The 24,698-nt window shown below is 42.3% G+C and carries 21 protein-coding genes, 1 tRNA gene and 1 other RNA gene; 3 read left to right on the top strand and 20 right to left on the bottom strand.

What is annotated here, in order from left to right; all coding sequences use genetic code 11:
- Positions 1–11: 11 nt before the first annotated feature.
- Both NML76_RS02625 and pcrA read right to left on the bottom strand, forming a co-directional pair.
- Positions 12–1,286: a DUF2130 domain-containing protein gene (locus tag NML76_RS02625; RefSeq protein WP_023917750.1), complete on the bottom strand. Its 1,275-nt coding sequence runs from the start codon at positions 1,284–1,286 to the stop codon at positions 12–14.
- A gap of 368 nt (positions 1,287–1,654) precedes the next feature.
- Positions 1,655–3,940: a DNA helicase PcrA gene (pcrA, locus tag NML76_RS02630; protein WP_254732600.1), complete on the bottom strand. Its 2,286-nt coding sequence runs from the start codon at positions 3,938–3,940 to the stop codon at positions 1,655–1,657.
- Positions 3,941–4,138: 198 nt separating this feature from the next.
- On the opposite strand from pcrA, the gene NML76_RS02635 reads away from it, so the two are divergent.
- Positions 4,139–5,332: a cation diffusion facilitator family transporter gene (locus tag NML76_RS02635; protein WP_254732602.1), complete on the top strand. Its 1,194-nt coding sequence runs from the start codon at positions 4,139–4,141 to the stop codon at positions 5,330–5,332.
- A gap of 87 nt (positions 5,333–5,419) precedes the next feature.
- Here the strand turns inward: NML76_RS02635 and lepB are convergent, their stop codons facing one another.
- From lepB to dnaG, 11 genes are all read right to left on the bottom strand, one after another.
- Positions 5,420–5,980 (bottom strand): signal peptidase I, encoded by a 561-nt coding sequence (gene lepB / locus NML76_RS02640; protein WP_254732604.1) that lies wholly within the window; start codon positions 5,978–5,980, stop codon positions 5,420–5,422.
- Between the two features lie 159 nt (positions 5,981–6,139).
- The gene (gene pyk, locus NML76_RS02645; RefSeq protein WP_254732606.1) at positions 6,140–7,645 is read right to left on the bottom strand and encodes a pyruvate kinase; all 1,506 of its coding nucleotides are present in this window, start codon (positions 7,643–7,645) and stop codon (positions 6,140–6,142) included.
- A 69-nt stretch (positions 7,646–7,714) separates the two neighbouring features.
- Complete coding sequence (gene pfkA / locus NML76_RS02650; RefSeq protein ID WP_118397106.1) at positions 7,715–8,728, bottom strand: 6-phosphofructokinase; 1,014 nt, start codon at positions 8,726–8,728, stop codon at positions 7,715–7,717.
- Between the two features lie 84 nt (positions 8,729–8,812).
- Positions 8,813–11,914, bottom strand: a complete 3,102-nt coding sequence (locus tag NML76_RS02655; protein ID WP_254732608.1) for a DNA polymerase III subunit alpha — start codon at positions 11,912–11,914, stop codon at positions 8,813–8,815.
- Positions 11,915–11,998: 84 nt separating this feature from the next.
- Positions 11,999–12,086, bottom strand: a tRNA-Ser gene (locus NML76_RS02660).
- 10 nt (positions 12,087–12,096) lie between these two features.
- Positions 12,097–12,445, bottom strand: a transfer-messenger RNA (tmRNA) gene (gene ssrA / locus NML76_RS02665).
- Between the two features lie 102 nt (positions 12,446–12,547).
- Complete coding sequence (locus NML76_RS02670) at positions 12,548–13,342, bottom strand: hypothetical protein (protein ID WP_195623097.1); 795 nt, start codon at positions 13,340–13,342, stop codon at positions 12,548–12,550.
- A gap of 9 nt (positions 13,343–13,351) precedes the next feature.
- Complete coding sequence (locus NML76_RS02675; RefSeq protein WP_049522645.1) at positions 13,352–14,059, bottom strand: ABC transporter ATP-binding protein; 708 nt, start codon at positions 14,057–14,059, stop codon at positions 13,352–13,354.
- Positions 14,060–14,230: 171 nt separating this feature from the next.
- Positions 14,231–14,560 (bottom strand): metal-sulfur cluster assembly factor, encoded by a 330-nt coding sequence (locus NML76_RS02680; RefSeq protein WP_004220168.1) that lies wholly within the window; start codon positions 14,558–14,560, stop codon positions 14,231–14,233.
- 122 nt (positions 14,561–14,682) lie between these two features.
- Entirely contained in the window at positions 14,683–15,792 is a 1,110-nt protein-coding gene (rpoD, locus tag NML76_RS02685; RefSeq protein ID WP_021152924.1) for an RNA polymerase sigma factor RpoD, read from the bottom strand.
- A gap of 2 nt (positions 15,793–15,794) precedes the next feature.
- A complete protein-coding gene (dnaG, locus tag NML76_RS02690; protein WP_195623098.1) occupies positions 15,795–17,573 on the bottom strand; it encodes a DNA primase in 1,779 nt (592 codons plus the stop codon).
- Between the two features lie 215 nt (positions 17,574–17,788).
- Here dnaG and mscL point away from each other — a divergent pair, with 215 nt between their 5' ends.
- Entirely contained in the window at positions 17,789–18,169 is a 381-nt protein-coding gene (mscL, locus tag NML76_RS02695) for a large conductance mechanosensitive channel protein MscL (RefSeq protein ID WP_003006532.1), read from the top strand.
- A gap of 101 nt (positions 18,170–18,270) precedes the next feature.
- Here mscL and rpsU read toward each other — a convergent pair whose 3' ends face one another.
- Complete coding sequence (rpsU, locus tag NML76_RS02700) at positions 18,271–18,447, bottom strand: 30S ribosomal protein S21 (protein WP_000048054.1); 177 nt, start codon at positions 18,445–18,447, stop codon at positions 18,271–18,273.
- Between the two features lie 178 nt (positions 18,448–18,625).
- Here rpsU and NML76_RS02705 point away from each other — a divergent pair, with 178 nt between their 5' ends.
- The gene (locus tag NML76_RS02705; protein ID WP_049490569.1) at positions 18,626–19,594 is read left to right on the top strand and encodes an NAD(P)/FAD-dependent oxidoreductase; all 969 of its coding nucleotides are present in this window, start codon (positions 18,626–18,628) and stop codon (positions 19,592–19,594) included.
- 290 nt (positions 19,595–19,884) lie between these two features.
- On the opposite strand, the gene whiA is transcribed toward NML76_RS02705, so the two are convergent.
- From whiA to obgE, 6 genes are all read right to left on the bottom strand, one after another.
- The gene (gene whiA / locus NML76_RS02710) at positions 19,885–20,802 is read right to left on the bottom strand and encodes a DNA-binding protein WhiA (protein WP_003006525.1); all 918 of its coding nucleotides are present in this window, start codon (positions 20,800–20,802) and stop codon (positions 19,885–19,887) included.
- Complete coding sequence (locus NML76_RS02715) at positions 20,799–21,776, bottom strand: YvcK family protein (RefSeq protein WP_003006523.1); 978 nt, start codon at positions 21,774–21,776, stop codon at positions 20,799–20,801. Before NML76_RS02715 ends, whiA begins: the two co-directional genes overlap by 4 nt.
- The gene (gene rapZ, locus NML76_RS02720; RefSeq protein ID WP_155167838.1) at positions 21,773–22,663 is read right to left on the bottom strand and encodes an RNase adapter RapZ; all 891 of its coding nucleotides are present in this window, start codon (positions 22,661–22,663) and stop codon (positions 21,773–21,775) included. The genes NML76_RS02715 and rapZ overlap by 4 nt, the downstream gene beginning before the upstream one ends.
- Before the next feature lie 76 nt (positions 22,664–22,739).
- Entirely contained in the window at positions 22,740–23,123 is a 384-nt protein-coding gene (locus NML76_RS02725; RefSeq protein ID WP_003006514.1) for a RidA family protein, read from the bottom strand.
- 18 nt (positions 23,124–23,141) lie between these two features.
- Positions 23,142–23,306, bottom strand: coding sequence for a hypothetical protein (locus NML76_RS02730; RefSeq protein WP_003006512.1), 165 nt, complete (start codon positions 23,304–23,306; stop codon positions 23,142–23,144).
- A gap of 51 nt (positions 23,307–23,357) precedes the next feature.
- Positions 23,358–24,671: a GTPase ObgE gene (obgE, locus tag NML76_RS02735; protein ID WP_023917726.1), complete on the bottom strand. Its 1,314-nt coding sequence runs from the start codon at positions 24,669–24,671 to the stop codon at positions 23,358–23,360.
- Positions 24,672–24,698: the final 27 nt, after the last annotated feature.

Raw genomic sequence — 24,698 nt, forward strand, 5'->3', positions numbered from 1 at the left:
GAATACAAAGATTATTCTCCTTTCAGAGCATCAAACTTAGCTTTCATGGTTGGATTTTTCCGTGTCAATTTTTTAACGGAAACATCATCCAACTTGTTGTTAGCGAGGCGGAGTTGGTTTTCTGATGTGGTCAAGAATTTCTTGACTTCTTCCATCCGTTTGATGGCTTTGTCGATTTCATCAATGGCCTTGCCAAAGTTGACAGAAGCAGAATTGTAGTTCTTAGCAAAGGCTACTTTAAAGGCATCTAGGTCCTCTTCAAAGTGGGTAATATCAATATTTTGTTCACGGACAAGCGCCAATTCCTGCTTGTACTTCAGGGAATTGAGGGCCGCATTGCGCAAGAGTCCAATGATCTGGATAAAGAACTGAGGACGGACCACATACATCTTCTCATACTCATGACTGACATCGACAATCCCTGTGTTGAAGTAGTCGTTATCTGCCTCAAGCATGGTCACCAAAACGGCATATTCACAGTTCTTTTCTCGACGATCCTTGTCCAACTCCTTGTAGAAATCCGCATTCTTATGCTTCTTCTCTGTCCCGTCAGCTTCATTCTTCATCTCAAACATAATGGAGATAATCTCCACTCCATTTTCATCACACTCGCGGAAGATAAAGTCACCTTTAGAACCACGCGCGGAGACCTTGTTATCCTTTTCAAAATAGGCATTTGGGAAGGCAAAACTGCGAACCTTGTTAAACTCGCTCTCCGCATACTGTTCCAAACTTTCACCGATGGCCTTGGTCGACTGTTGAGCCTTGAAATTCTTGTAGAACTCGACCTGTTCATTAGCCGCTTTAAGCTGGGCTTCGTAGTTTTGTTTAACAGAAGTCAGAGAAAGCTCGTTTTCTTTTTCTTGTAATAGGAGCTGATTTTTGACCTGATCTCTTTCTTTCTCTAGATCAGATAGTGTTTTTTGAAGCTGATTTTCATGCTCCAAGCGCAAGGTAGCCAACTGATTCTCCAGTGCTTGCACTTCTTTTTCTTTCTCTAGCAGGCTTTGGCTAGCTGTTTGCTCCACCTCTTTTTTGGCCAATTCTTTTTCGGTATCAAACTGTTGAATCTGGTTTTGTAATTGGGCAATTTCTTGGTCCTTCTTGGCTAACTTCTCTTGTTGCTCATTAAGGGCCTTTTGCTCAGCTAAAGCCAACTCTTGCCGAATTCGCTCATGAATTTCCTTGTCAAACTCTGCTGTCCGTACCTGTGACAAGAGTTCGCTGTATTGACTTTCGTTGACTGTAAAGACTTCCCCACAGTTGGGGCACTTGATTTCGTTCATAGCATGCCTCTTTCTCTATTCTTAGTATATTATATCATGCCACTTGGAAAATCAAAACCAGCAAGCTAAGCTTGCTGGTTTCAACTGAATATTCATTTCTCTATAGAGACTTTCCTTAGGTGAGGATGGACGGTAGCGACTCCCTTTGGGATTCCATACCTTAGATTTGAGCCTTACGTCTCAAATCTACCGAGCACCAGAAACTAATGCGTTTCTGATGCTTTCCTCACGGCGAAAAGTCTCAATCTATTTTGCACTAGTTCCAAAATATTTTTTTCAATAGTCTCATTCAGTAATAATTTTAGATTTCTGAAAAGATGTTGCTTATTTATAATCTGAAACAGTGGACTTAGCTTACTGGTCTCCACTTATTTCTTTTCAATCGGAGCGACACTGGCCAAGAGTTTCTTTAGCCCCACTTCTGGGAAGTTGATCTTGAGCTCTTGGGTACTTCCACTACCAGAGACTTCTAGGACAGTCCCTTCGCCCCACTTCTTGTGAATGGCAATGTCTCCAATGGACCAAGCGACGCTTTCTTTAGTAGCAGCTCGGTTACTATTACCAAAAGGTAGACTTGATGAAGTGAGGGCACTTGGTGCTGCTTGTCTCTTGCGCTCTTGAAGGGCTTGTGACAGGCTCATTCCTTTTCCAAAGGTCGTTCCGCCTCCATTGCTATAAGAAGCCTTAAAGCTAGTGTTGACTGGACGGGCTAATCCTTGGTAGGTCAATAAATCCGGGCTAATTTCATTGATGAAACGCGTTGGCCGGTTGTAGCTGGTCCGTCCAAAGAGCAAACGTGAGTTGGCATTAGTCAAGAAGAGAACCTTCTCTGCCCGCGTGATTCCTACATATGCTAGGCGACGCTCTTCTTCCAATTCATCCGGATCCTCAGCTGCTCGACTAAGAGGAAAGACATTTTCTTCCATCCCAATCAGGAAGACGACTGGAAACTCCAATCCTTTAGCCGCATGTAGAGTCATCAAGGTCACTTCTGAGGTTTCTTGGGCCCCATCGTCTGTATCGGCTATCAAAGCCAAATCGTTTAAGAAACGACTCAAGGTTTCCACACCTGATTCGTCTTCGAGGGTCTCTCCATTTTCATCAAAATTCTTAGTAACAGACAGGAACTCTTGGATATTCTCGATGCGGGCCTGACTTTCCAAATTCCCCTGATTGGTTAAGGCTGTCATATAACCTGTCTTATCAAGGACTTCTTCGACCAATTCTGTAATGGTCAGCTGGTCCAATCTTTCTCTCAAATCAAGAATGAGATTGGCAAAGTCCCAGATAGCCTGGGCTGCCTTTCCTTTGATACCTGAGAGCATGATATTGGCCGAAGCATCCAGGAGCGAAGTCTCTTGCATTTGGGCAAAATCGCGAATCTTATCCACTGTACCTGGCCCGATTCCCCGCTTAGGTTCATTGATAATGCGCTCAAAACTGATATTGTCACTGAGGTTAGCAATCAAGTTCAGATAAGCAATGACATCCCGAATTTCCTTCCGGCTATAAAACTTGGTGCCCCCTACCATAGTGTAAGGAATGTTGGACTTGAGTAACGCTTCTTCAATGGTCCGTGACTGGGCATTTGTCCGGTAGAGAACAGCAAAATCACGGTGTTTGTAACCCGCTTCGCGACTAAGCTCTTCAATGGTTTTAGCAACAAAGACTGCTTCATCCTGCTCGTCATTAGCCCGGTAATAAACAATCTCTTCCCCGTCAGCATTTTGGGTCCAAAGATTCTTAGGACGACGATTTTTATTGTTTTTGATGACATCATTGGCTGCTTGCAGGATAGTTTTAGTGGAACGATAATTTTCCTCTAACAAAACGACCTTGGCATCAGGATAATCCTTCTCAAAGTCCAGGATATTCTGCATATCTGCTCCCCGCCAGCCATAAATAGACTGGTCCGCATCCCCAACGACACAGATATTTTTAAAGCGTGAAGCCAAGAGTTTGACCAACTGGTATTGGGCATGGTTGGTATCTTGGTACTCATCCACATGGATGTATTGGAACTTCTGCTGGTAATAGGTCAAAACATCAGGATTTTGATCAAAAAGACGCAGGGTCAGCATGATCAAGTCATCAAAGTCCACTGCTTCTGACTGACGGAGTTCCTTTTGGTAAGCCTCATAACACTTAGCGACGATCTGAGTATACATATCCCCTGCTTGGGCGGCGTAGGCCACTTCATCGATCAGGTCATTTTTGGCATTGGAAATGGTCCCCAAAATGGTCCGTTCATTCCATTTCTTAGGATCCAAGTTCAAGGACTTCAAGATCCGCTTCATCAAGGTCCGTTGCTCACCTGGATCGACAATAGTGAAGTTACGATTGTAGCCAATATGATCCGCATCTCGGCGAAGGATGCGCACACACATGGAGTGGAAGGTGGCAATCAAGCAATCTTGAGTCGCTGGGTTTAACTGATAGGCCCTCTCCTTCATCTCCCGAGCGGCTTTATTGGTAAAGGTAATGGCCAAAATATTCCAAGGATTGACCATTTTTTCATCGATCAAGTAAGCGATACGGTGGGTCAAGACACGTGTCTTACCAGAACCGGCCCCCGCCATGATCAAGAGGGGACCTTCTGTCGTTTGGACCGCCTCTGCCTGGCGATCATTCATACCATTCAATAAAGGATTCATCTCATACTCCTCATTCATTCAATCGTTCTATTATACCACATTTTCGCCCTTTCTCCTTTTGGAAACAGTTGGCATCATTTGAATTTTGCACTCAAAAAGGCTATAATAAAGGCTTAAGAAGAACGAATATTTCCTCATCAACAACGATCCAAGTTTTTCGCTTAGGAGGAAATCTACAGAAGTCTGGAGGAGTTATCAGTGAATCAATCACAAAGTAATTTAAAACTAGCCGAACGTGGAGCCCTGATCAGTATTGTCGCCTACCTGATTCTTTCCGCAGCTAAATTAGCAACGGGGCACCTCCTTCACTCCTCCAGTTTGGTCGCGGATGGTTTTAATAACTTATCCGATATTATCAGTAACGTCGCCCTTCTCATTGGCATTCGCTTAGCCCGTCAGCCAGCTGACCGTGACCACCGGTTCGGTCATTGGAAGATCGAAGATCTAGCTAGTCTGGTGACTTCCATCATCATGTTTTATGTGGGATTCGATGTTCTACGAGATACCGTTCAGAAAATCCTCAGTAGGGAAACCACTGTCATTGATCCTTTAGGGGCCATTGTCGGAGTTGGATCAGCCCTTGTCATGTTTGCGGTCTATCTTTATAACCGGACTTTAGCTAAGAAAGCTCAATCCAAGGCCCTCAAGGCAGCTGCCAAAGACAACCTGTCTGACGTGGTCACTTCTTTAGGAACCTCTGTTGCGATTGGAGCTAGTGCTCTTAACTATCCGATTGTGGACCAATTAGTGGCCATCGTTATTACCTTCTTTATCCTAAAAACTGCCTACGACATTTTCATTGAATCCTCCTTCAGCCTCTCCGATGGTTTTGATGAAAGTCTCCTGGATAAATACAAGGCGGCTATTCTGGAATTGCCAAAGGTCAGCCGGGTCAAATCCCAACGGGGACGGACTTACGGAAGCAACATTTACCTAGATGTCGTCATCGAAATGAATCCAGACCTCTCTGTTTATGAGAGCCATGCTATTACCGAAGAGGTCGAGCGCCTTCTCAAGGAACAGTTTGGCGTCTTTGATATCGATGTCCATGTGGAGCCAAGTTCTATCCCTGAAGATGAGATTCTGGACAATGTCCTTCTCAAATTAAAGACCTATGAGGAACGCTTGCAGGCTCAGCAGGAATACCAAACCCTCCTAGCAGACAACTTCACCCTCATCAATGAGTATGGCCAAGAAAGCCACAAAGAGGACCTGGTCCGTTTGCAGGAAGAACATCAAATTCCCTTTAAGAATTTCGAAATTGAATCTATCAGTCAAAAGACCAAATTGATTCGCTATGAGTTAAATGACCAGATCCATACCAGTCTCTGGCGGCGTCATGAACACTGGCAAAAGGTCTTTCACCAAATTACCAGTAAACAGAAAAAATAGAACCCTCTACCTCAATCTAACCAGAATAAAAAGCTACTGCAATTCTTTTTTGCAGTAGTTTTTTTGTAAGAAAAAATAGCCTTTCGGCTATTCTTCTACTTTTATAAATCCAAATTTATTAAGGGGATAGAGACGCAGATTCACGACTCCTTCGATCTGATTTTTATGGATATAACCAAACTCACGACTATCTTCTGTATCCCCACGGTTATCATTTAAGACTAGAAAGGTATCGGATGGTACACGACCAGCCTTGGTCCCTTTTAACTCTGATAAAAAGAAATCATCCGTATAATACCCATTACTCGTTGGAGCAGCTAGATGTTTGTTCAGCATTTTATTCAGGTAAGGTTCTGGTGTTGCCTGTCCATTCAAATAGAGGACATCATCTACGTAACTGACTTCATCGTTTTCTTTGGCAATGACACGTCCAAGGTATTCTTTTCCACCGACCTTGTATAAGACCAAATCACTGCGATCCACCTGAGCATTTTTAGTTGCTACCACAAGATCTCCATTTTTCACAGAAGCATTGGCCATCTTATCATTAATACTAAATGGATGAAATACAAAGATACGAAGCAAAATCAGTGCTAAAACCAGAACACCGACAATGATGACATTTCTAATTAAATCTCTCCTTGGCATGTATGTCTCCCTTCCTTTTTGTTTATTATACCATTTTTTTGATCTTTAAAAAAGAGAAAGTAAGCATTAGTGAGAATTCTTGTTAGCAAACTAAACAAGAAAAACCTCGCGGTCAGTCCTTTCAGACCAACCAGCAAGGCTTTCAGATAGAATTGTCTATTAACGTACTGTACGGATACGCATTGTGTTTGTACGAACTGCTTCACCAAGTGGTACACCTGCAACGATAACGATATCGTCACCAGATTCTACAAGACCTGCTTCAACTGCTTTGCGTTCAGCAATTTCGAACATATCATCAGTTGATGATGGAGCTTCAGTTAACATTGGGATAACGCCCCAGTTCAACATCAATCCACGTTCTGTCAATTCGTCAAATGTCAATGCCAAGATATCAGCATTTGGACGATATTTAGAGATCAAACGTGCTGTGTGACCAGTCTTAGTCAAAGTTACAACCAATTTGATGTCCATTGAGTTTGTAGCATCTTTAACAGCTGAAGCCATAACTTCTGTCTTAGAGTTACGTTCAAATGAATCTGAGTTCAAACGTCCGTATTCGTTAAGAAGAGTTTGAGCGTTCTTGTCAATTGTAGCCATTGTTGCAACTGACTCAAGTGGGTATTTACCATTTGCAGATTCACCTGAAAGCATTGTAGCATCAGTACCATCGATAACCGCGTTAAATACGTCTGATACTTCTGAACGAGTTGCACGTGGCTTTTCAGTCATTGTTTCAAGCATGTTAGTTGCAGTGATAACAACTTTACCAGCAGCATTGACTTTTGTGATAATCATTTTTTGGTAAACTGGAACCATTTCAAATGGTACTTCGATACCCATGTCACCACGAGCAATCATGATACCATCAGCAGCTTCAATGATTTCATCCAAGTTTTCGATACCTTGTTGGTTTTCGATTTTCGCAAACAATTGAACGTGACCATTGCCAGTTTCTTCACAGATGGCACGAACTTCGTTTACGTCTTTTGCAGTACGTACGAATGAGATCGCGATGAAGTTGATACCTTGTTTAAGACCGAAACGAATATCATCGTTATCACGTTCAGCAAGGGCTGGGAAAGGAATCTTCGTATTAGGGATGTTTACACCTTTTTGTTTAGCGATGATACCATCGTTTTCAACTTCAACAACGAATTCACGTTTTGCAGCGTCTTTTTCTACAACGCGAAGACCCAATTTACCATCATCAACCAATACTTGGTGTCCAACTTCAACGTCATCAAAGATATCAAGGGCACCAGCAACGTTCAAAGCAATCACATCACGAGTTGATTTGATACCTTGTTTAGTCGCAACACGAATTTTTTCACCAGTTGTATAAGAGTATTCTTTAGCTTCGCCTTCGAACAATTCAGTACGAATTTCAGGACCTTTTGTATCAAGAAGGTAACCAACTTTTTTACCAGCGATTTCTTCTGCACGTTTAACAGTCGCCATACGTTCACCTTGTTCTTGGTGGTCACCGTGTGAGAAGTTGAAACGGAAAGTGTTAGCGCCAGCTTCGATCAATTTAGCAATGTTTTGTGCTGAAGCTTCAACGTCAAGTTTTTCAGCCCAGTATCCATCTTCACCGAATTTTTTACCGCCACGGATTTCTACCGCAGGACCTAAAGTTGCAACGATTTTTACACGTTTGTTCATGATATATATGACTCCTTTTTAAATATATCTGTCTTTTTAAGACAAGGTTAACGAATTAATGAAATAACATTAGATTGAAGACAAGCTACGGTTCAACTCGGCAAGACCAAGATCAGCTTTATGTGGATTGTTTACCACAATCTTACCATCTTCTGTCAAGCTAAAGAGGGCTCCTTCTTCTGCGTTACCAAGGATTGGATTTTCCACCATTTTTTCATTGCGGATACCAACGGCTACACCACCGATTCCTTGTTTCAACAATTTAACTGCGTGTGCTCCCATACGTGATGCAAGAACACGGTCACGCGCTGTAGGTGAACCACCACGTTGGATGTGGCCAAGCTCAGTCACACGAAGGTCACTTTCATCACCAGCTTCTTTCAACGCTTTACCAAATTCATCTGCAGACATCACGCCTTCAGCCAAGATGATGATGTTGTGGGTACGACCTTTTGCGTAACCTTCTTTGATGCTCTCAACAACTTCTTCGATCTTGAATCCTTCTTCAGGAATGATGATTTCATCTGCTCCAGATGCAATCCCTGCCCAAAGAGCGATATCTCCAGCATTACGTCCCATCACTTCAATTACGAAAGTACGGTGGTGACTAGATGAAGTATCACGGATCTTATCGATCGCGTCCATTGCAGTTGTGACTGCCGTATCAAAACCAATTGTAAAGTCAGTTCCGACGATATCGTTGTCGATCGTACCAGGAAGACCAACAGCTGGGAATCCAAGCTCAGTCAAGCGCATCGCACCATGGTAAGAACCATCTCCACCAATAACGACAACACCTTCGATCCCGTGTTTCTTCAATTGCTCGATCCCTTTTAATTGACCTTCGCGTTGTGCGAATTCAGGGTAACGAGCTGAATGAAGGAAGGTACCACCACGGGAAATAATATCTCCAACAGATGAGGCGTCAAGCGGCTGAATTTTACCAGCAACCATTCCCGCATATCCATCATAGATACCGAAAACTTCCATTCCTTCTGAAATTGCTTGACGAACAACTGCACGGATAGCAGCGTTCATGCCAGGGGCATCTCCACCACTAGTTAAAACAGCAATACGTTTCATTTCGTTGTTTGCTCCTTTTTTTCTTTTACATTCTACGTAATTATAACACAAAGAAGACTAAAATTCTCGTATTTTTCGCAGTTTTTACCGATAAATCGTTTTCATAACGAGATTCTTTAATTCATCTTCCAATTCTTTGTTTTTCTGGACTGTATAGCCCTTCAATTGAAGAGTTTTTTTCTCGTCTTCATAGCGTAATATCACAGGATATGGGCCCGGATATTTTTTCAAGATAGAAAGAATTGTTTTATCCTGACGATGATCGAGCAACTGGATCCAGAACTTTTCATTGGTTGCAAGTTGCACCTCTGCTAGAATCATCTGCAAGCGCCCATCACGCTCTTGTATCTTCCCTGTCAAGTAATAAAAGCCACCTTCTTTTATCAAAGAGGAAAATCGATTGTAGGTTTCAGGGAAAAGGGTCACATCCAATTTTTTCTTGGTATCACTGACTTGTAAGAAAGCCATGAGATCACCCGACTTGGTTCGAATCGTTCGAATGTTTTGTATCTCAATGAGAATGCGTGCCTGCTCTCCTTGAACTAATTGAGAAATTGGTTGGATCTCGTAGGGACTCATTTGCCCAATCGCAACCAATGGGTGAGTACTGAGCCCGACGCCAATAATGGCCTCTTCCTTCTCATATTTTTCAGCCTGGCTAAAGTCCTCCGTTTCTGTCCAGGAATAGTTAGAATCCGCAAACAAACTGCCTAGCTCATCAGCAAAGACAAACAAATTCGGCAAATTGTGAAGCACCTTGCGCCTATTTTTTTCAAAAATGTCAAACAATCCAAGCTCCACTAAAGGTGTTAACAAAGGCAATTTATGATACTGATTGGGTAGTCGTAAAATAAAATCTTCGACACTTTCAAAGGGACGATTGTCAATGATCCAATATGCTAAATCTCTTGGGAGTCCCTTGATATTTTTCATTCCCAAGTAGATTTTCCGATCCTGGAACTTATCTCTGTAAGGGATGGTGTTGATGGATAATGGCGCGACTTTAAAATCAAACTGGAGAGCATCTGTCAGATAATCGCTACTCGAATAATTGAGCATGATATCAAAGAAAACATCTGGATAATGGACCTTGAAATAGGCCATCTGAAAGGCCAAGGCAGAATAGGCATAGGCATGAGAACGGTTAAACCCATAGCCTGCGAATTTTTCCATGATCGCAAAGACCTCTTTGGCTTTTTCTTCCGTATGCCCAAGTTTAAGAGCACCTGCGACAAAATCGGCTTCCATCTTGTGCATTTCAGCCACATTTTTTTTGCCCATAGCCCGACGTAAGATATCGGCTTTCCCTAGGCTAAAACCTGCAAAACGCTGGGCAACCTGCATGACCTGCTCTTGGTAGAGCATGATCCCATATGTGGGCCGTAAGATTGCTTCAATAGCTGGATCTAAAATCTCAACTTTTTCCTGGCCGTGCTTTCTTTTGACGAAATTGTCAATGTAATCACTAGCGCCTGGACGATTGAGAGAGGTGGTCGCTACCACTTCTTCGAAATGATTGGGTCTCACTCGTCTCAAGAGGCGAATGGCTCCAGCCTGTTCAAATTGGAAAATCCCCTTGGTATCCCCAGCAGCAAACAAGGCCAAGGTTTCTGGATCTTCTAAATCAATGGCTTCAATCACGATCTCTTCTTGGTACTTTTCATAGACGGCTTCCTTCATTTTCTGAACAAAGGTTAAATTTCGCAGACCCAAAAAGTCCATCTTTAACAGACCATTGGCTTCAACCGCATGGGCATCATACTGGGTGACAAACATGTCTTCTCCATACTTGAGAGGAATGTGATCCGTCAAATCCTGGTCACTCATCACAACCCCAGCCGCGTGGATCGAGGTTTGTCTAGGTTGGCCTTCTATTCTTTTGGCAATTTCAAAGCCACGTTCAAATTCTGCTCGGCTATGAATCACTTGTCGAAAAGCTAGATTCTGTTCATAAGCTGTCGTCAGTGTATCCCTAAACCCAATCCGCTTGGTAATGGAGGTCAATTCATACTCTGGTACCCCAAAACGTTTGAAGACATCTCGAATGGCTTGTTTGGCCCCAAAGGTTGAAAAGGTCACGATTTGAGCTGCATGGTAACTCCCGTAACGGTCTCGCACATAGCGGATAAATTCTGGACGATAGATATCAGGAATATCAATATCAATATCCGGCATGGTGTAGCGCTCCACATTTAAAAAGCGCTCAAATAGGAGGTTCTTCTCCACAGGATCAATCCCTGTAATCCCTAGGGAATAGGCTACCAGTGAGCCTACAGCAGACCCACGTCCCATTCCCATATAATAGCCTTGACTCCGTCCGAAACGAAGAAGGTCCCAGACAATCAAGAAATAATCATCAAAGCCCATCTGGTGAATAATGTCTAATTCATGCTCCAGACGTTCTTGATAGACCGGACTGGTCAAGTTCTTTCGAAGGAGACCCGCTTGAGCTAATTCTCTCAGTTCCTCAACAGCTGGTTTCTGAGGATTGAAGCGAGGCAATTTCAACTGGGTGTCAATATCATATTGAATCCCTTGGACTAGTTTTTCCAGATTTGTGATGGCTTGAGGAAATCGCTCTGCAAAATCATTCTTTAAATCCTGAGGAGTTTTTAGGACTGTTGTCGGATCAATTGGTCCTGTTTCCGTCAAGCTTTGATTGTCCTTGATGGCTGCCAGCATCTGCATGGCTTCCACATCCCCAGCCTCAAAAAATCGAACGGTATGAAGAGGGAGCACAGGGTGGCTAAACTCTTGGACCGGCGTATCCGCAAAAACTCCGATGAAGTAATCTAGATCAAGAGGCAGGTCTCTGCTAGCAAAAGGAGCTGGGACAATGACTGCTAGTCCTTCTGTTAGGTGCTTCACATCCTCCCAATTGCTCTTCCCCATCATTTTAACAGTTGATATCTTCATCAGATTTTGGTAGCCCTTAGTAGACAAAGCCAGCATCCGAAACGGAATCATTTCATTATCTAGTTTTAGTTCAACCTCCAAACCAACTAAAGGGGTGATATTATGCGACTGACAGACTTCGATTAATTCATAAGCACCATACAAATTATCTACATCCATGATTCCCAATGCGTTATAGCCCATGCTTTTAGCCACTTGTACATAGTCTTTTATGGTCACAAGACTTTCCATAAAGGTATAGACTGATTTGGTATCTAGCTGTGCAATCACTTTTCTCTCCTCCCTCACTAGTCTATTTCGAGGACTCATTTTTGAACAAAAAAACACCACTGCTACACAATGATGTCTCAACAACGGAAGACATGGGATTCGAACCCACGCACGCTTTTACACGCCTACCGCGTTTCCAACACGGCCTCTTAAGCCTCTTGAGTAATCTTCCATGAATAAAAATATGGAGCCGGTGGGAGTCGAACCCACGTCCAAACACCTGCCAGCATATTTGTCTACAACCATAGGTTATGTCTTCTTTTAACAGCTACATGACACATAACTCAAGCCCTGTACCTGCGAGTCTATCAATCTCTTATCTAACTCCTAGACCAAGCTAGATCGTATCTCGCTAAAATTAAGACCTGTCATCAAACACGAGCGATTCGAATCGGGTCACGCCTGCTGGTGTTTAGGCAGCTAAAGCGTATGAATTATTATTTTTTGCAGTTATATTTAACTGGCGTTTTACATCCGCTAGATGAGTTGCAAAATATGCCTCATAATGCCTGTCGAATCCGTAACGACCCCAAAACGAATACAATTAGTATATCAAAATGTAGCTAAAAATGCAAAAAAAAAAATTGAACAAGAAGGCTTCCACTGGGGAGCTCCTTGTTCAATTAACTGTTTTTATTGAAGATTCAACTTATACTTGCTGATATAGTGAATGGTGAAGTACATAGAAACAATCTTGATGACTTCATAGATGAGGCCTGGGATGAAGTTAGGTCCAAAATCATCAATATTTCCATAAACCAATGCATATCCGACAGCATATGAATCTTTTAATGGATTGACTGCTGTACCGATGATACTTAAAACAATGCACAAGAGAAAGAAAAACAGAATAGCCTTAAATCCACGACGATTTTGGAAGAGTTGGCCAAGTGCGATCGATACATAAAATAGGAAGATCCCTGAGGCTGTGGTAAAAATCCACCAAACGATAATCCAATAAGCAATAGAATGACTAAAAGCCTCAGCGATAATACTAAATACAGGAGAGAGGTCTTGTCCAATGACAGCACCCATCACAATAATTGTGATAAAACCACTAAAAAATAGAAGGAATAGGCAGTAAAGACTCGCTACTAAAGCTCCCACAAATTTAGACAAAATGATCGCATGCGGGCTAGCTGGAAGGGTCCAGGTCAAGTAACCTTCACGTCCGTATATGTTGGAATAGAAACGACGGATAATAATATAGTAGTTACTAAGATAAAGACCAATGACTCCTCCAAAAATGAGAATCCCAAGAGTCCCCGTTATGATTTGCATACTATTGGTTTCCATATCCACAAAACCGTTTGTAGCACTTCCACCAATAACACCTGTAATCACTGACAAACCTAGTGCGATCAGGGTGATCAATAAATACCACTTAGCTGTCGATTTAAATTCATATTTTAATAATTTACCAAACATGGGGTCCTCCTAATAAACACGGAATTGATCACGGAAGATCTCATCGATTGATTTTCCGTGTTGATTGCGCATAACAGTCGTATTTTCATGCAAGAGGATTCTTCCTTGGTTGATGAAAATGGCCTCATCCAAAACTTGCTCAATATCAGCAATCAAGTGAGTAGAAATCAAGACAGAAGAGTTTGGACGTCTGTTTTGAATAATGGTCCGCAAAATATAATCACGCGCTGCTGGGTCAACCCCACCGATTGGTTCATCAAGAACATACAAGTCCGCTTCACGACTCATCACCAAAATCAATTGCACTTTTTCCTTGTTCCCTTTTGAAAGGCTGTTCAATTTTTGATTTGGATGCAAATGCAAATCGTTGAGCAATTGGTAAGCTCGTTGGACATTAAAATCTGCATAAAAATCTTGAAAATAGCGAATAGCATCAATAATTTTCATATTTTCATTCAGATAAGTTGTATCTGGCAAATAGGAAACTACTTTTTTAGAAGCAGGGGATGGTAATTGCCCATGAATATAGATATTTCCAAGGCTTGGTTGCAACAAACCATTAATCAATTTAATGATGGTTGTTTTCCCGCTACCATTGGGCCCCAAAAGGCCAATAATACGGCCAGGTTGGATGTTCAAACTAACATCCATGAGAGCAACTTCATGCCCATAATTCTTTGTCACATGGTCCAAGTAGACCAAAGGATACTGATTCATGTAAATCTCCTTTATTTTCTATTTATGCTATTATACCCTGTCCCCTTGATGATTGCAACTTTATCTGAAAATTTGCTAAGAATTTGTAAATACTTGTTCAAAAAAATAGGGATAAATAAATCAGAGGTTAGGGAAACCCCAACCTCTGATTTATTTTGATGCATAGAATGTTTAACTAATTCCAAGTGCGATCCGTGCATAACGGCTCATCTTTTCAACCGTCCAAGCAGGGTACCAGACCAACTTCACATCCACTGATGTCACTTCTTCTACTTCTGCTAAAACATCATGAATCTGATCTGTCAGAAGATCCGCTAATGGACACCCCATGGTCGTTAGGGTCATATCAATGATGGTTGCTCCAGTTTCACCGTCAAAATGGATCTCGTAGACAAGACCTAAATTGACAATATCAATCCCAAGCTCAGGATCGATTACCTCTTCCAAAGCATTTAAGATTTTATTTTTAATTTCTTCAATTTGCTCAGTTGTATATGCCATATGACTTCCTTTTTCTGCTATTTACTCTCGATAGAATTTCTTGGCTCGGGTTAAAAAGGTCCGCAGGACCTGGGTCGCTTCTTCATTTCTAGGCGACCGTTAAAAATGTCCACTGGACATTTTTAATCCTCTATAAAGTCACGCAATGGTTTGCTTCTGCTTGGGTGGCGGAGTTTACGGAGGGCTTTGGCTTCGATCTGACGGATCCGTTCACGGGTCACGTTGAAGACTTTACCCACATCTTCCAAGGTCCGCATTTTTCCATCATCCAAACCGAAACGTAAACGAAGTACGTTTTCTTCACGGTCTGTCAGGGTATCGAGGACTTCATCTAATTGTTCACGTAGAACCACACGAGTGGTGTAGTCTACTGGATTTTCAATCACTTCATCTTCGATGAAATCTCCCAAATGGCTATCGTCTTCTTCCCCGATTGGCGTTTCCAAAGAAACAGGCTCTTGGGCAATCTTCAAGATTTCGCGTACCTTATCAGGCGTCATATCCATGCGTTCAGCGATTTGTTCAGGCGTTGGGTCTTGTCCCAATTCTTGCAAGAGATTGCGTTGTTCACGAACCAACTTGTTAATGGTTTCCACCATGTGAACAGGGATCCGAATGGTCCGTGCTTGGTCTGCAATGGCACGAGTGATAGCCTGACGAATCCACCAAGTAGCATAGGTAGAGAACTTGAACCCTTTGGTATAGTCAAACTTATCAACGGCCTTCATCAAGCCCATATTTCCTTCTTGGATCAAATCCAAAAATTGCATTCCACGACCAACGTAACGTTTCGCAATGGATACAACCAAACGAAGGTTGGCTTCTGCAAGACGTTGCTTGGCTTCCAAGTCACCTTGTTCCACTAAGATAGCCAATTCTTGTTCTTCTTCATTTGTCAAAAGAGGAACAACCCCAATTTCTTTCAAGTACATCCGTACTGGGTCGTTGACCTTGGCAGAGTTGCTTCCAAGCAATTCCTCATCTGACAATTCTGGCTCTTCTTCATTGTTCAACACACGCGCACTTGGGTTACCATCTTTATCCGTGATCGAAATTCCTGCATCTTGAATCCGTTGCAAAAGATCTTCAATCCCATCTGCATCTAGTGTGAATGGAATAACCAACTTGTCATTAATTTCATCATCTGTTGCAGTTCCACTTTTCTTGTGGCTGCGAATAAACTCTGCAATTTGAACGTCCAATGTTGTAATATCTTTTTGTTCTTTAGCCATTCCTACTCCATTCTTCTTTTTTGAGCGATCAAACGCTCGAGTTCCAATAAAGCTTTTTCCGCATCCCCTGTCGAGGAAGCTTCCTTCACTTTATTTCCAATTTGTTGACTTTCTTTGCGAAGAAGCTCACGATTTCGCGTTTCTTCCACTTCTTCTAATTCACCATCCGCTATCTCTTCTGGCAAATCTTCTTCTACCATCCGGTACCAGGCGTGCTGGACCCCTTCAGGTTGCTCGGACAAATCCTGAGATGTGACTTCTCCATTTTGACAGAGTAATTGGTACAAGATCTGTAACTCCGGTGTGTCAAAGACAAAATCAGGTCGCAAACGGTAATCATTAAGCACCATTGGAAAATCTTTCATCCTACTTAATAAATGATTTTCCGCCTTGATCAAGCGCGTCATCCCACGATTAGGCAGGAGATCGACTGAAAAATTCGACGTTCTTGATCGTCCACCACTTTGATCCTCCTGCCGTTGATGCAAGCGACTATTATTGACAATCTGCTCAATCTGCAAATAATCAAAGTCTGGCAATAAATCTGCCAACTTATAAATATAGGTGTTTTGCGCTGTGATGGAGCGCGTCTGGGCGATCATCGGTGCCAGCTTCTCGACAAACTCAATCTGTGCCTGTAAGTTCTCAATATACTGGGGTTTCCAGTAGTGCATCAAGAATTCAACCTTACTGATCCGCGAATTCTTCAAGAGGGAAGCTAGATCTTCTGGGGAGGTCTTTTTGAGGTACTCATCGGGATCCATCTGATCAGGGATACGGACGATCTCCAACTCCAGATCCTGCAAGATATCCAAGGCCTTAGCGGTTGCTTCAAGTCCCGCCTTATCCCCATCATAGGTCAAAATGACCTTTTTGGTAAAATGAGACAGGTGCTGGACGTGCTCTGGTGTCAAGGCTGTCCCCATAGAGGCGACTGCATTTTCAATCCCAGCTCGATAAGCCGCAATGACATCCATAAAGCCTTCCATGATATACATTTCATGTTGCTTTTTGGCGCTCGTCTTAGCTTGATCCAAATGATAAAGTTCATAACTCTTATTAAATAGACGGGTACTTCGACTATTCTTATACTTGGCTTGATGACTGCCATCATCCGTTAGTTTCCACAGTCTACCAGAAAAAGCAATGACACGTCCACTATCATCCGTCAAAGGAAACATAATCCGATCCTGAAAGGCATCAAAAACTGTTCCAGCATCTGAGATTGTGAATAACCCCGAATCGGTAATCACTTTCTCAGAGAACTTCTCAGAGAGATTTCGATAGAGATAATTCCCTTCTGCTGGGGCTAAGCCCAATTGAAAATGTCGGATGACCTCATCCGTCAATCCACGTTCATGCAGATAATTTCGCGCTTCTTCTCCCATCTTTGTCGTCATCAGAATCGCCTGGTAGAACTTACTGGCTTCCTGATGAATCTCATAAAGTTCTTGGTTGGGATTGATAGACGTTGGTTGAGCCGGCCTTGCTTGGTACTGAAGCGCAATACCCGCTTTTTCTGCTACGATCTGGACCGCATCCATAAAAACGACTCCACGGTATTCCTCAATAAACTTAAAGACATCTCCCGAGCGACCACATCCAAAACAATGGTAAAACTGCTTGTCTTCAACGACATTAAAAGAAGGAGTCTTTTCACCATGAAAAGGACAGAGCCCTAAAAAATTACGGCCAGCCTTGGTCAAAGAAACAACTTCACCAATAACTTCAACAATGTTTACACTGTTTTTAATTTCTGCAATTAGCTCTTTATCAACCATAAACAGTGCCTCCATTTTACCATAGATTATCACTTTATATTTTATACTAAAAGTTAGTAAAAGTAAATTTTTTCCTACCGATTTCACACATAAAAGAAAAGATTTTCAACCTTTATCACTAATTTTAAAAAAATGAGGCATATTCCTTGTCAGTCGAATATTTTTCCGTTATACTATCATAGTAAAAAATTATTATGAAAGGACATATTTAGGATATGTTAAAAGATTTGAAAGCTTTTCTCCTTCGTGGGAACGTTGTTGACCTTGCTGTTGCAGTCGTTATCGGAGCTGCATTCGGAGCTATCGTAACATCATTTGTTAACGATATCATCACTCCACTTATTTTGAACCCAGCTTTGAAAGCTGCTCATGTTGAAAATATTGCACAATTGTCATGGAACGGTGTTGCTTACGGTAGCTTCTTGAGCGCTGTTATTAATTTCCTTGTTGTTGGTACTGTTCTTTTCTTTGTAGTGAAAGCTGCAGAGAAAGCTCAAAACCTTGGTAAAAAAGAAGAAGCTGTCGAAGAAGAAGCTCCTGCTCCTACTCAAGAAGAGTTGCTTACTGAAATCCGCGACTTGCTTGCAAACAAATAATCAGATAAAAAGATCCGATCTTCTAGCTAGAAGGTCGGCTTTTTTGTCTTCAATTTTTCTAGAGAAACAAAAAACAGACCGAAGTCTGTTCTTGTATTCAATTAGAATTTTTTACGTTTACGAGCTGCTTCTGATTTACGTTTACGTTTTACAGAAGGTTTTTCATAGAATTCACGTTTGCGTGTTTCTTGAAGAGTACCAGCTTTAGTAACCGCACGTTTGAAACGACGAAGAGCATCGTCAAGAGATTCATTCTTACGTACTACTGTTTTTGACATATTTTTCACTCCCTTCAAGTCTAAAATCTTAATAATTTTATCACACTTTAAGGACGCTGTCAAGATCTTTTGAAACTTTTCTAGCCCTCCTAGCCTTCATGTCATTTCTTTTTCCAACTTTTTCATTATTCCCATTTTATGATACAATGGAAACAAAGAAAACCCTGAAGGAGATACTATGTCAGAAATTTATGATATTACGATTGTTGGGGGCGGACCAGTTGGTCTGTTTGCTGCTTTTTATGGCAATATGCGCCAAGTAAAAGTCAAACTGATTGATTCCTTACCTCAACTGGGAGGGCAACCAGCTATTCTCTATCCAGAAAAGAGTATCCTCGATGTACCTGGCTTTACCAATTTGACTGGTGAAGAATTGAGCAACCGCTTGATCGAGCAAGTCAAACGGTTTGATACACCGATCTTTCTCAATGAAACTGTAGAGGATATTCGAAAAGAAGGCGACCTCTTCACCATCACTACTTCTCGCCAAGTGCATCAGTCTAAAGCAGTCATTATAGCCATGGGCGGTGGTGCCTTTAAGCCACGTGCCCTTGACATTGAGGGAGCTGAAGACTTTGATAACGTCCACTATCATGTTTCGAACATCCAACAATATGAAGGACAGCAGGTGACCGTCCTTGGTGGTGGAGACTCTGCTGTAGACTGGGCTCTTGCTTTTGACAAGATTGCTCCAACTACGATCATTCATCGTCGGGATAACTTCCGTGCTTTAGAACATAGTGTAGAAGAACTCAAACAATCTTCTGTTAGCATCAAAACACCATTTGTTCCTAGCCGCTTGATTGGCGAAAATGGTCATGCCACTCATCTTGAAATCACAAAAGTTAAAACCGATGAAACCGAACTCATTCCGATTGATCACTTATTTGTCAACTATGGCTTTAAATCTTCAATCGGAAACTTGAAAGAATGGGGTGTAGAATTGCAACGCCATAAAATCAAGGTCAACCAAAAACAAGAAACCAGCCTTCCTGGAATTTATGCTTGTGGAGACTGCTGCTTCTATGAAGGAAAGATCGATCTCATCGCTACAGGCTTAGGGGAAGCCCCAACAGCTGTAAACAATGCCATCAACTACATCTATCCAGATAAGAAAGTCCAACCAACCCACTCAACAAGTTTATAATAAAAAAGGCCTTTGGCCTTTTTTAAATTGAAGTCAAACTATTTTAAGTTAATCGATTCTGCAAAGAAGTAAAAATGAGTTCCTATTTTTAGTTTGAATCAAGAAAATACAAAAACTTTCCGCTGTGAGAAAAGTGCCTGAAACAATACGTTTCAGGCACTCGGGAGTTTTGAGACATTAGGCTCAAAACTAAGTCATGGAACTTCTATGAAGTTCGCTGACGTCCGTACTCACCTAAGGAAAGTTTTTAAAAAGACTTTATCCTCATTATGAAAGACCTTTGGCCTTTTTTATTTGTCTAAATCGTCTGCGATCTTATTGATCTTACGTAAGCGGTGGTTAACACCGCTTTTTGAAATAGGTTGTTGCAAACTATCAGCGATCTGCTGGATGGAATAATCTGGATGGTTCATTCGAATATAAGCAACTTCTTGTAGGTCACTTGGTAAACTTCCTAGACCGACTGTATCCACAATTTTACTGATATTATTGATGGTTTTCATACTAGCTGTGACCGTGCGTTGGATATTGGCCATCTCGGCATTATTGGCCCGATTGAGGTCATTGCGCGTCTCTCTCATGACCTTGATGGACTCAAATTCCTGCATGGCTTGCATGGCCTCTACGACAATTAGAAAATCAATAATATCTTCCGCTCGTTGCAGATAGGTCACCACTCCTTTTTTCCGCTCGATGGTTTTCGCATCTAGTAAAAATCCTTGCATGAGAAGGGCAATTCCTTCCGCGTGGTCTGTATAAACAGAATGAATTTCCAGCTGGTACTTCCCTTTTTCAGGATCTTTTATTGAACCACTCGACAGAAAAGCTCCCCGAAGGTAAGCACGACTGGCTACTTCATCCTCTAAAACACTAGCATCAATGCCTGTCTCAATCCCAAAGAAGGCATCTGCCAAATGCAAGTCAGCTAAAATTTCTTCTACCTTTTCATCCAAGAATACTGTGTAAACACGATTCTTTTTCAAATTGGTTTTTTGATGGTGGCGAATATCTGATTTGGCCTCATAAAAATGATGCAATAATTCATAGATATGGCGAGCAATCTTGGCATTTTCTGTCGTTACCGAGAGCGTCAAGCCACCCATTGATATGCCGAGGCTCCCAGACATCTTGATAATAGCAGCTAATTCACTCTTTTCAAATCGCTTGAGAGACAATAATTCTTCTTTGACACGAACCGTAAAACTCATTTTCTCACCTGCACGATCTGCATCAGCTCTTCGACCACTTTTTCACCATCATGAAAAGCTCCCCCGTTGACCAGCTTTAAGAAATCGGAAGAAATCACTTGAGGCACTTGCGATCGCAAGCCCTTAAAATCATGCTCTACCTGCACTAAGTATTCATCAAATTTATTGCTGTTCATATAAGCTGCGGGAACCTGATTGATATTGACAAGGACGGTGTCGATGAACTTTTCTCCCAAATGTTTATGGAGCACGGCCACATGGTCACTATCTGTGAAATGTTCGGTTTCTCCTCTTTGGGTCATGATATTGCAAACATAGGCTACTTGGGCTTTGGTTTCAAGTATGGCTTTCCCAATCTCATCGATCATCAAATTAGGAAGGATCGAGGTAAAGAGCGAACCAGGACCCAAGACGACCATATCACTTTCAAGAATCGCTTCCACCACTTTCTTACTAGCCTTTGGACGCTCTTGATCATAGGTATTGGTCACATAAACATGATCAATCATGCCGGTATAGTTGGCAATGTGGCTTTCTCCTACTATTTCTTTTCCATCTTGAAAGACAGCATGAAGGGTCAAGGGACTATCACTGGAAGGATAGATCTTGCCGGTTGTATGAAAGAACTTGGTCAACAACTGCATGGCATTATAGGTCGAGCCTTGCATCTCTGAAATTCCTGCAATGATCAAGTTTCCCAAAGGGTGCCCAGCCAAAGGACCATCATCGTCTGCAAAGCGGTATTGAAAGACCTTCTCATAAAAACGAGGCATATCTGACATGGCAACCAAGACATTTCGAAGATCCCCAGGTGGTGTCAATTTTTGAATGTTCTTCCGCAATTCACCTGAGCTACCGCCATCATCTGCAACAGTTACAATGGCAGTGATCTCAACCGGTTTCTTTCTTAGACTATCGAGAATAACAGAAATCCCTGTTCCTCCTCCAATAACGGTTACTTTAGGTTTTCTCATGAGCGATTCACCGTTTCTTTCCGTCTGTCCTTGTCTCTATGACTGCAATTGACCTGCCAATTTTTTTCTAAATCATGCGCTAAGCGCTCTGCAAAGGCTACTGAACGGTGTTGACCTCCAGTACAGCCCATGGCGATGGTGAGAACGGATTTACCTTCTCGTTTATAAGACGGTAAAATAGGAACGATTAAGTCATGGAGATGACGGTAAAAGTCCTCTGATTCAGGGTGATCCATGACATAATCATAGACTGCTGGATCCTGACCGGTTAAATTCCGAAGTTCCAATTTGTAGTAGGGGTTTGGAAGGAAACGCACGTCAAACACGAGATCGGCATCGATCGGAAGGCCATATTTAAAACCAAATGACATGACCTCAACCCGAAAATCTGGCTGATTATCTTGACTGGCAAATTGTTCTGCGATCGTTTTTCTTAAATTACGAGGTGTCAACTCAGTCGTATCCACCACATTTTGACTGATATTTTTTAAAGGGGACAAGAGTTCGCGCTCTAGGGTAATCCCATCTAAAACACGGCCATCTGCTGCTAGTGGGTGGCTACGACGTGTTTCCTTGTATCGTGCTACCAACTCACTGTCAGTAGCATCCAAGAACAGAACCTTGAAATCGAGGTCTTCTTGGTTGTCCAATTCATCCAAAATGGTGCGAATTTCATTGAAAAAAGAACGGCTCCGCATGTCCACAACAACGGCTAATTTATTGTTATCTGGGCTAAGGCGCATGAGCTCAATAAATTTCAGCAAGAGCGCCGGTGGCATATTATCGATGGTAAAGTAACCCAAATCCTCAAACGATTGGATAGCGACGGTCTTGCCAGCACCGCTCATCCCTGTTACCATGACTAGTTGAATCTTACTTTCTGTCATTTTCTCCTCCCAAAATAAAACAGAGTGGCCTACAGTTTCCTGCTTTCCACTCTGTCTTTTTGTCTTTGAATGGTTATTAGGCCTTGATTTCCGCAATAACTTCAATTTCAACCTTCACATCACGTGGCAGGCGTGCTACTTCAACAGCAGATCGAGCTGGAAACTCTGTGGTAAAGACTGTTTTATAGACCTCATTAAAAGGTACAAAGTCATTCATATCACTTAAGAAACAAGTGGTTTTCACCACGTGGTCGAAGTCTGTCCCAGCCTCTTCCAAAATAGCCCCAATGTTCTTTAAGACTTGCTCTGTTTGTTCTTGGATGGTTTCGCCAATGATTTCGCCTGTTTCAGGTGACAAGGGAACTTGTCCACTTGCAAAGAGAAGATTGCCTACGATTTTCCCTTGAACATAAGGTCCAATTGCTGCGGGTGCTTTATCTGTATGAATTGTTTTTGCCATAGTATTCTCCAAGTCTATTTACTTCTGCTGGTTTTCTTTTGCTAATTTTTCCCTTTGTAAGCGCAATTTGCGCTTAGGATTTAGCGTATTAAAGAGTTCTTCTAGTTTTTCAGCATTCCAAACATCGGCTGCTGAAACAAAATTTCCATTTTCATCTCGAAAAGATATTGGTTTATCTCCCACTGAAAAAGCCTCACTTCTTATTTGGAATCCTTGATCCGCTGGGGATCTAGCCTAATCTACAAACTCAAATTCAAATTTACCGATCCGGACAATATCGCCATCTTTTGCCCCACGCGCACGGAGAGCTTCATCAACACCCATGCCACGCAATTGACGAGCAAATTTCATGACCGCTTCATCACGATCGAAATTCGTCATATTAAAGAGTTTTTCAAGTTTTTCACCAGACAAGACCCAAGCGGCATCGTCATCCCGACTGATGTCAAAGGCTGGCTGGTCTTCATCAAAGCCATAGTAGACTTCTTCTTGGGCCATTTCGTCTTCTGAATACAAGAGGAATTCTGGCGTTTTATCTAACAATTCTGCCGTTGCTTCTAACAAGTTATCCAAACCTTGATGCGCCAAACTAGAGATCGGGAAGATCTGTGGCAGTTCATCAAACTCATCGTAATTGGCTGCCAATTTCTTCTTGAATTCTTTCAAGTTTTCTTGGCTCTCTGGCATATCCATCTTATTTGCCACGATAATCTGAGGACGCTCCATCAAACGAAGGTTATAGGTTTCAAGTTCTTTATTGATTTGAACATAATCTTCATAAGGGTCGCGTCCTTCACTGGCAGACATATCAATAACATGCAAGATAACTCGAGTGCGCTCGATGTGACGAAGGAACTGGGTTCCTAGTCCAACACCTTGGCTAGCCCCTTCAATCAATCCAGGAAGGTCTGCTACGGCAAAGGATTCCCCAGACGGAGTCCGAACCATTCCCAAATTTGGAACGATGGTTGTGAAATGATAAGCCCCAATTTTTGGTTTGGCTGAAGTGATGACACTGAGAAGGGTCGATTTCCCAACAGAAGGGAAGCCAACCAAACCAACATCTGCCAAAACCTTCAGTTCTAACTCTAATTCACGTTCCTGACCAGGCTCTCCATTTTCAGAAATCTCTGGTGCTGGATTTTTAGGAGTGGCAAAACGAATATTTCCGCGACCTCCTCGGCCTCCGTGGGCTACAATATACTCTTGTCCATTTTCAACCAAGTCGGTAATGACCTTGCCAGTCTCAGCATCTCGGACGGTCGTTCCTTGGGGAACTCGTACATAGAGATCTTCTGCTCCCCGTCCGTGCATCCCTTTGGTCATTCCTTTTTCCCCATTTTGGGCTTTGAAATGCCGATTATAACGGAAGTCCATCAAGGTGCGCAAGCCTTCGTCTACAACGAAGATGACATTGCCTCCGCGTCCACCATCGCCTCCCCAAGGTCCGCCATTAGGGACATATTTTTCACGGCGAAAGGCCACCATGCCATCGCCGCCATTTCCAGCCTTGACCTTAATCTTGGCTGTATCTAAAAACATACTCATAAATAGATGATTTCCTTTATTTCTGCG

The organism is Streptococcus sp. CF8_Ac1-9 (assembly GCF_024295565.1).
GTDB classification, from domain to species: domain Bacteria; phylum Bacillota; class Bacilli; order Lactobacillales; family Streptococcaceae; genus Streptococcus; species Streptococcus parasanguinis_X.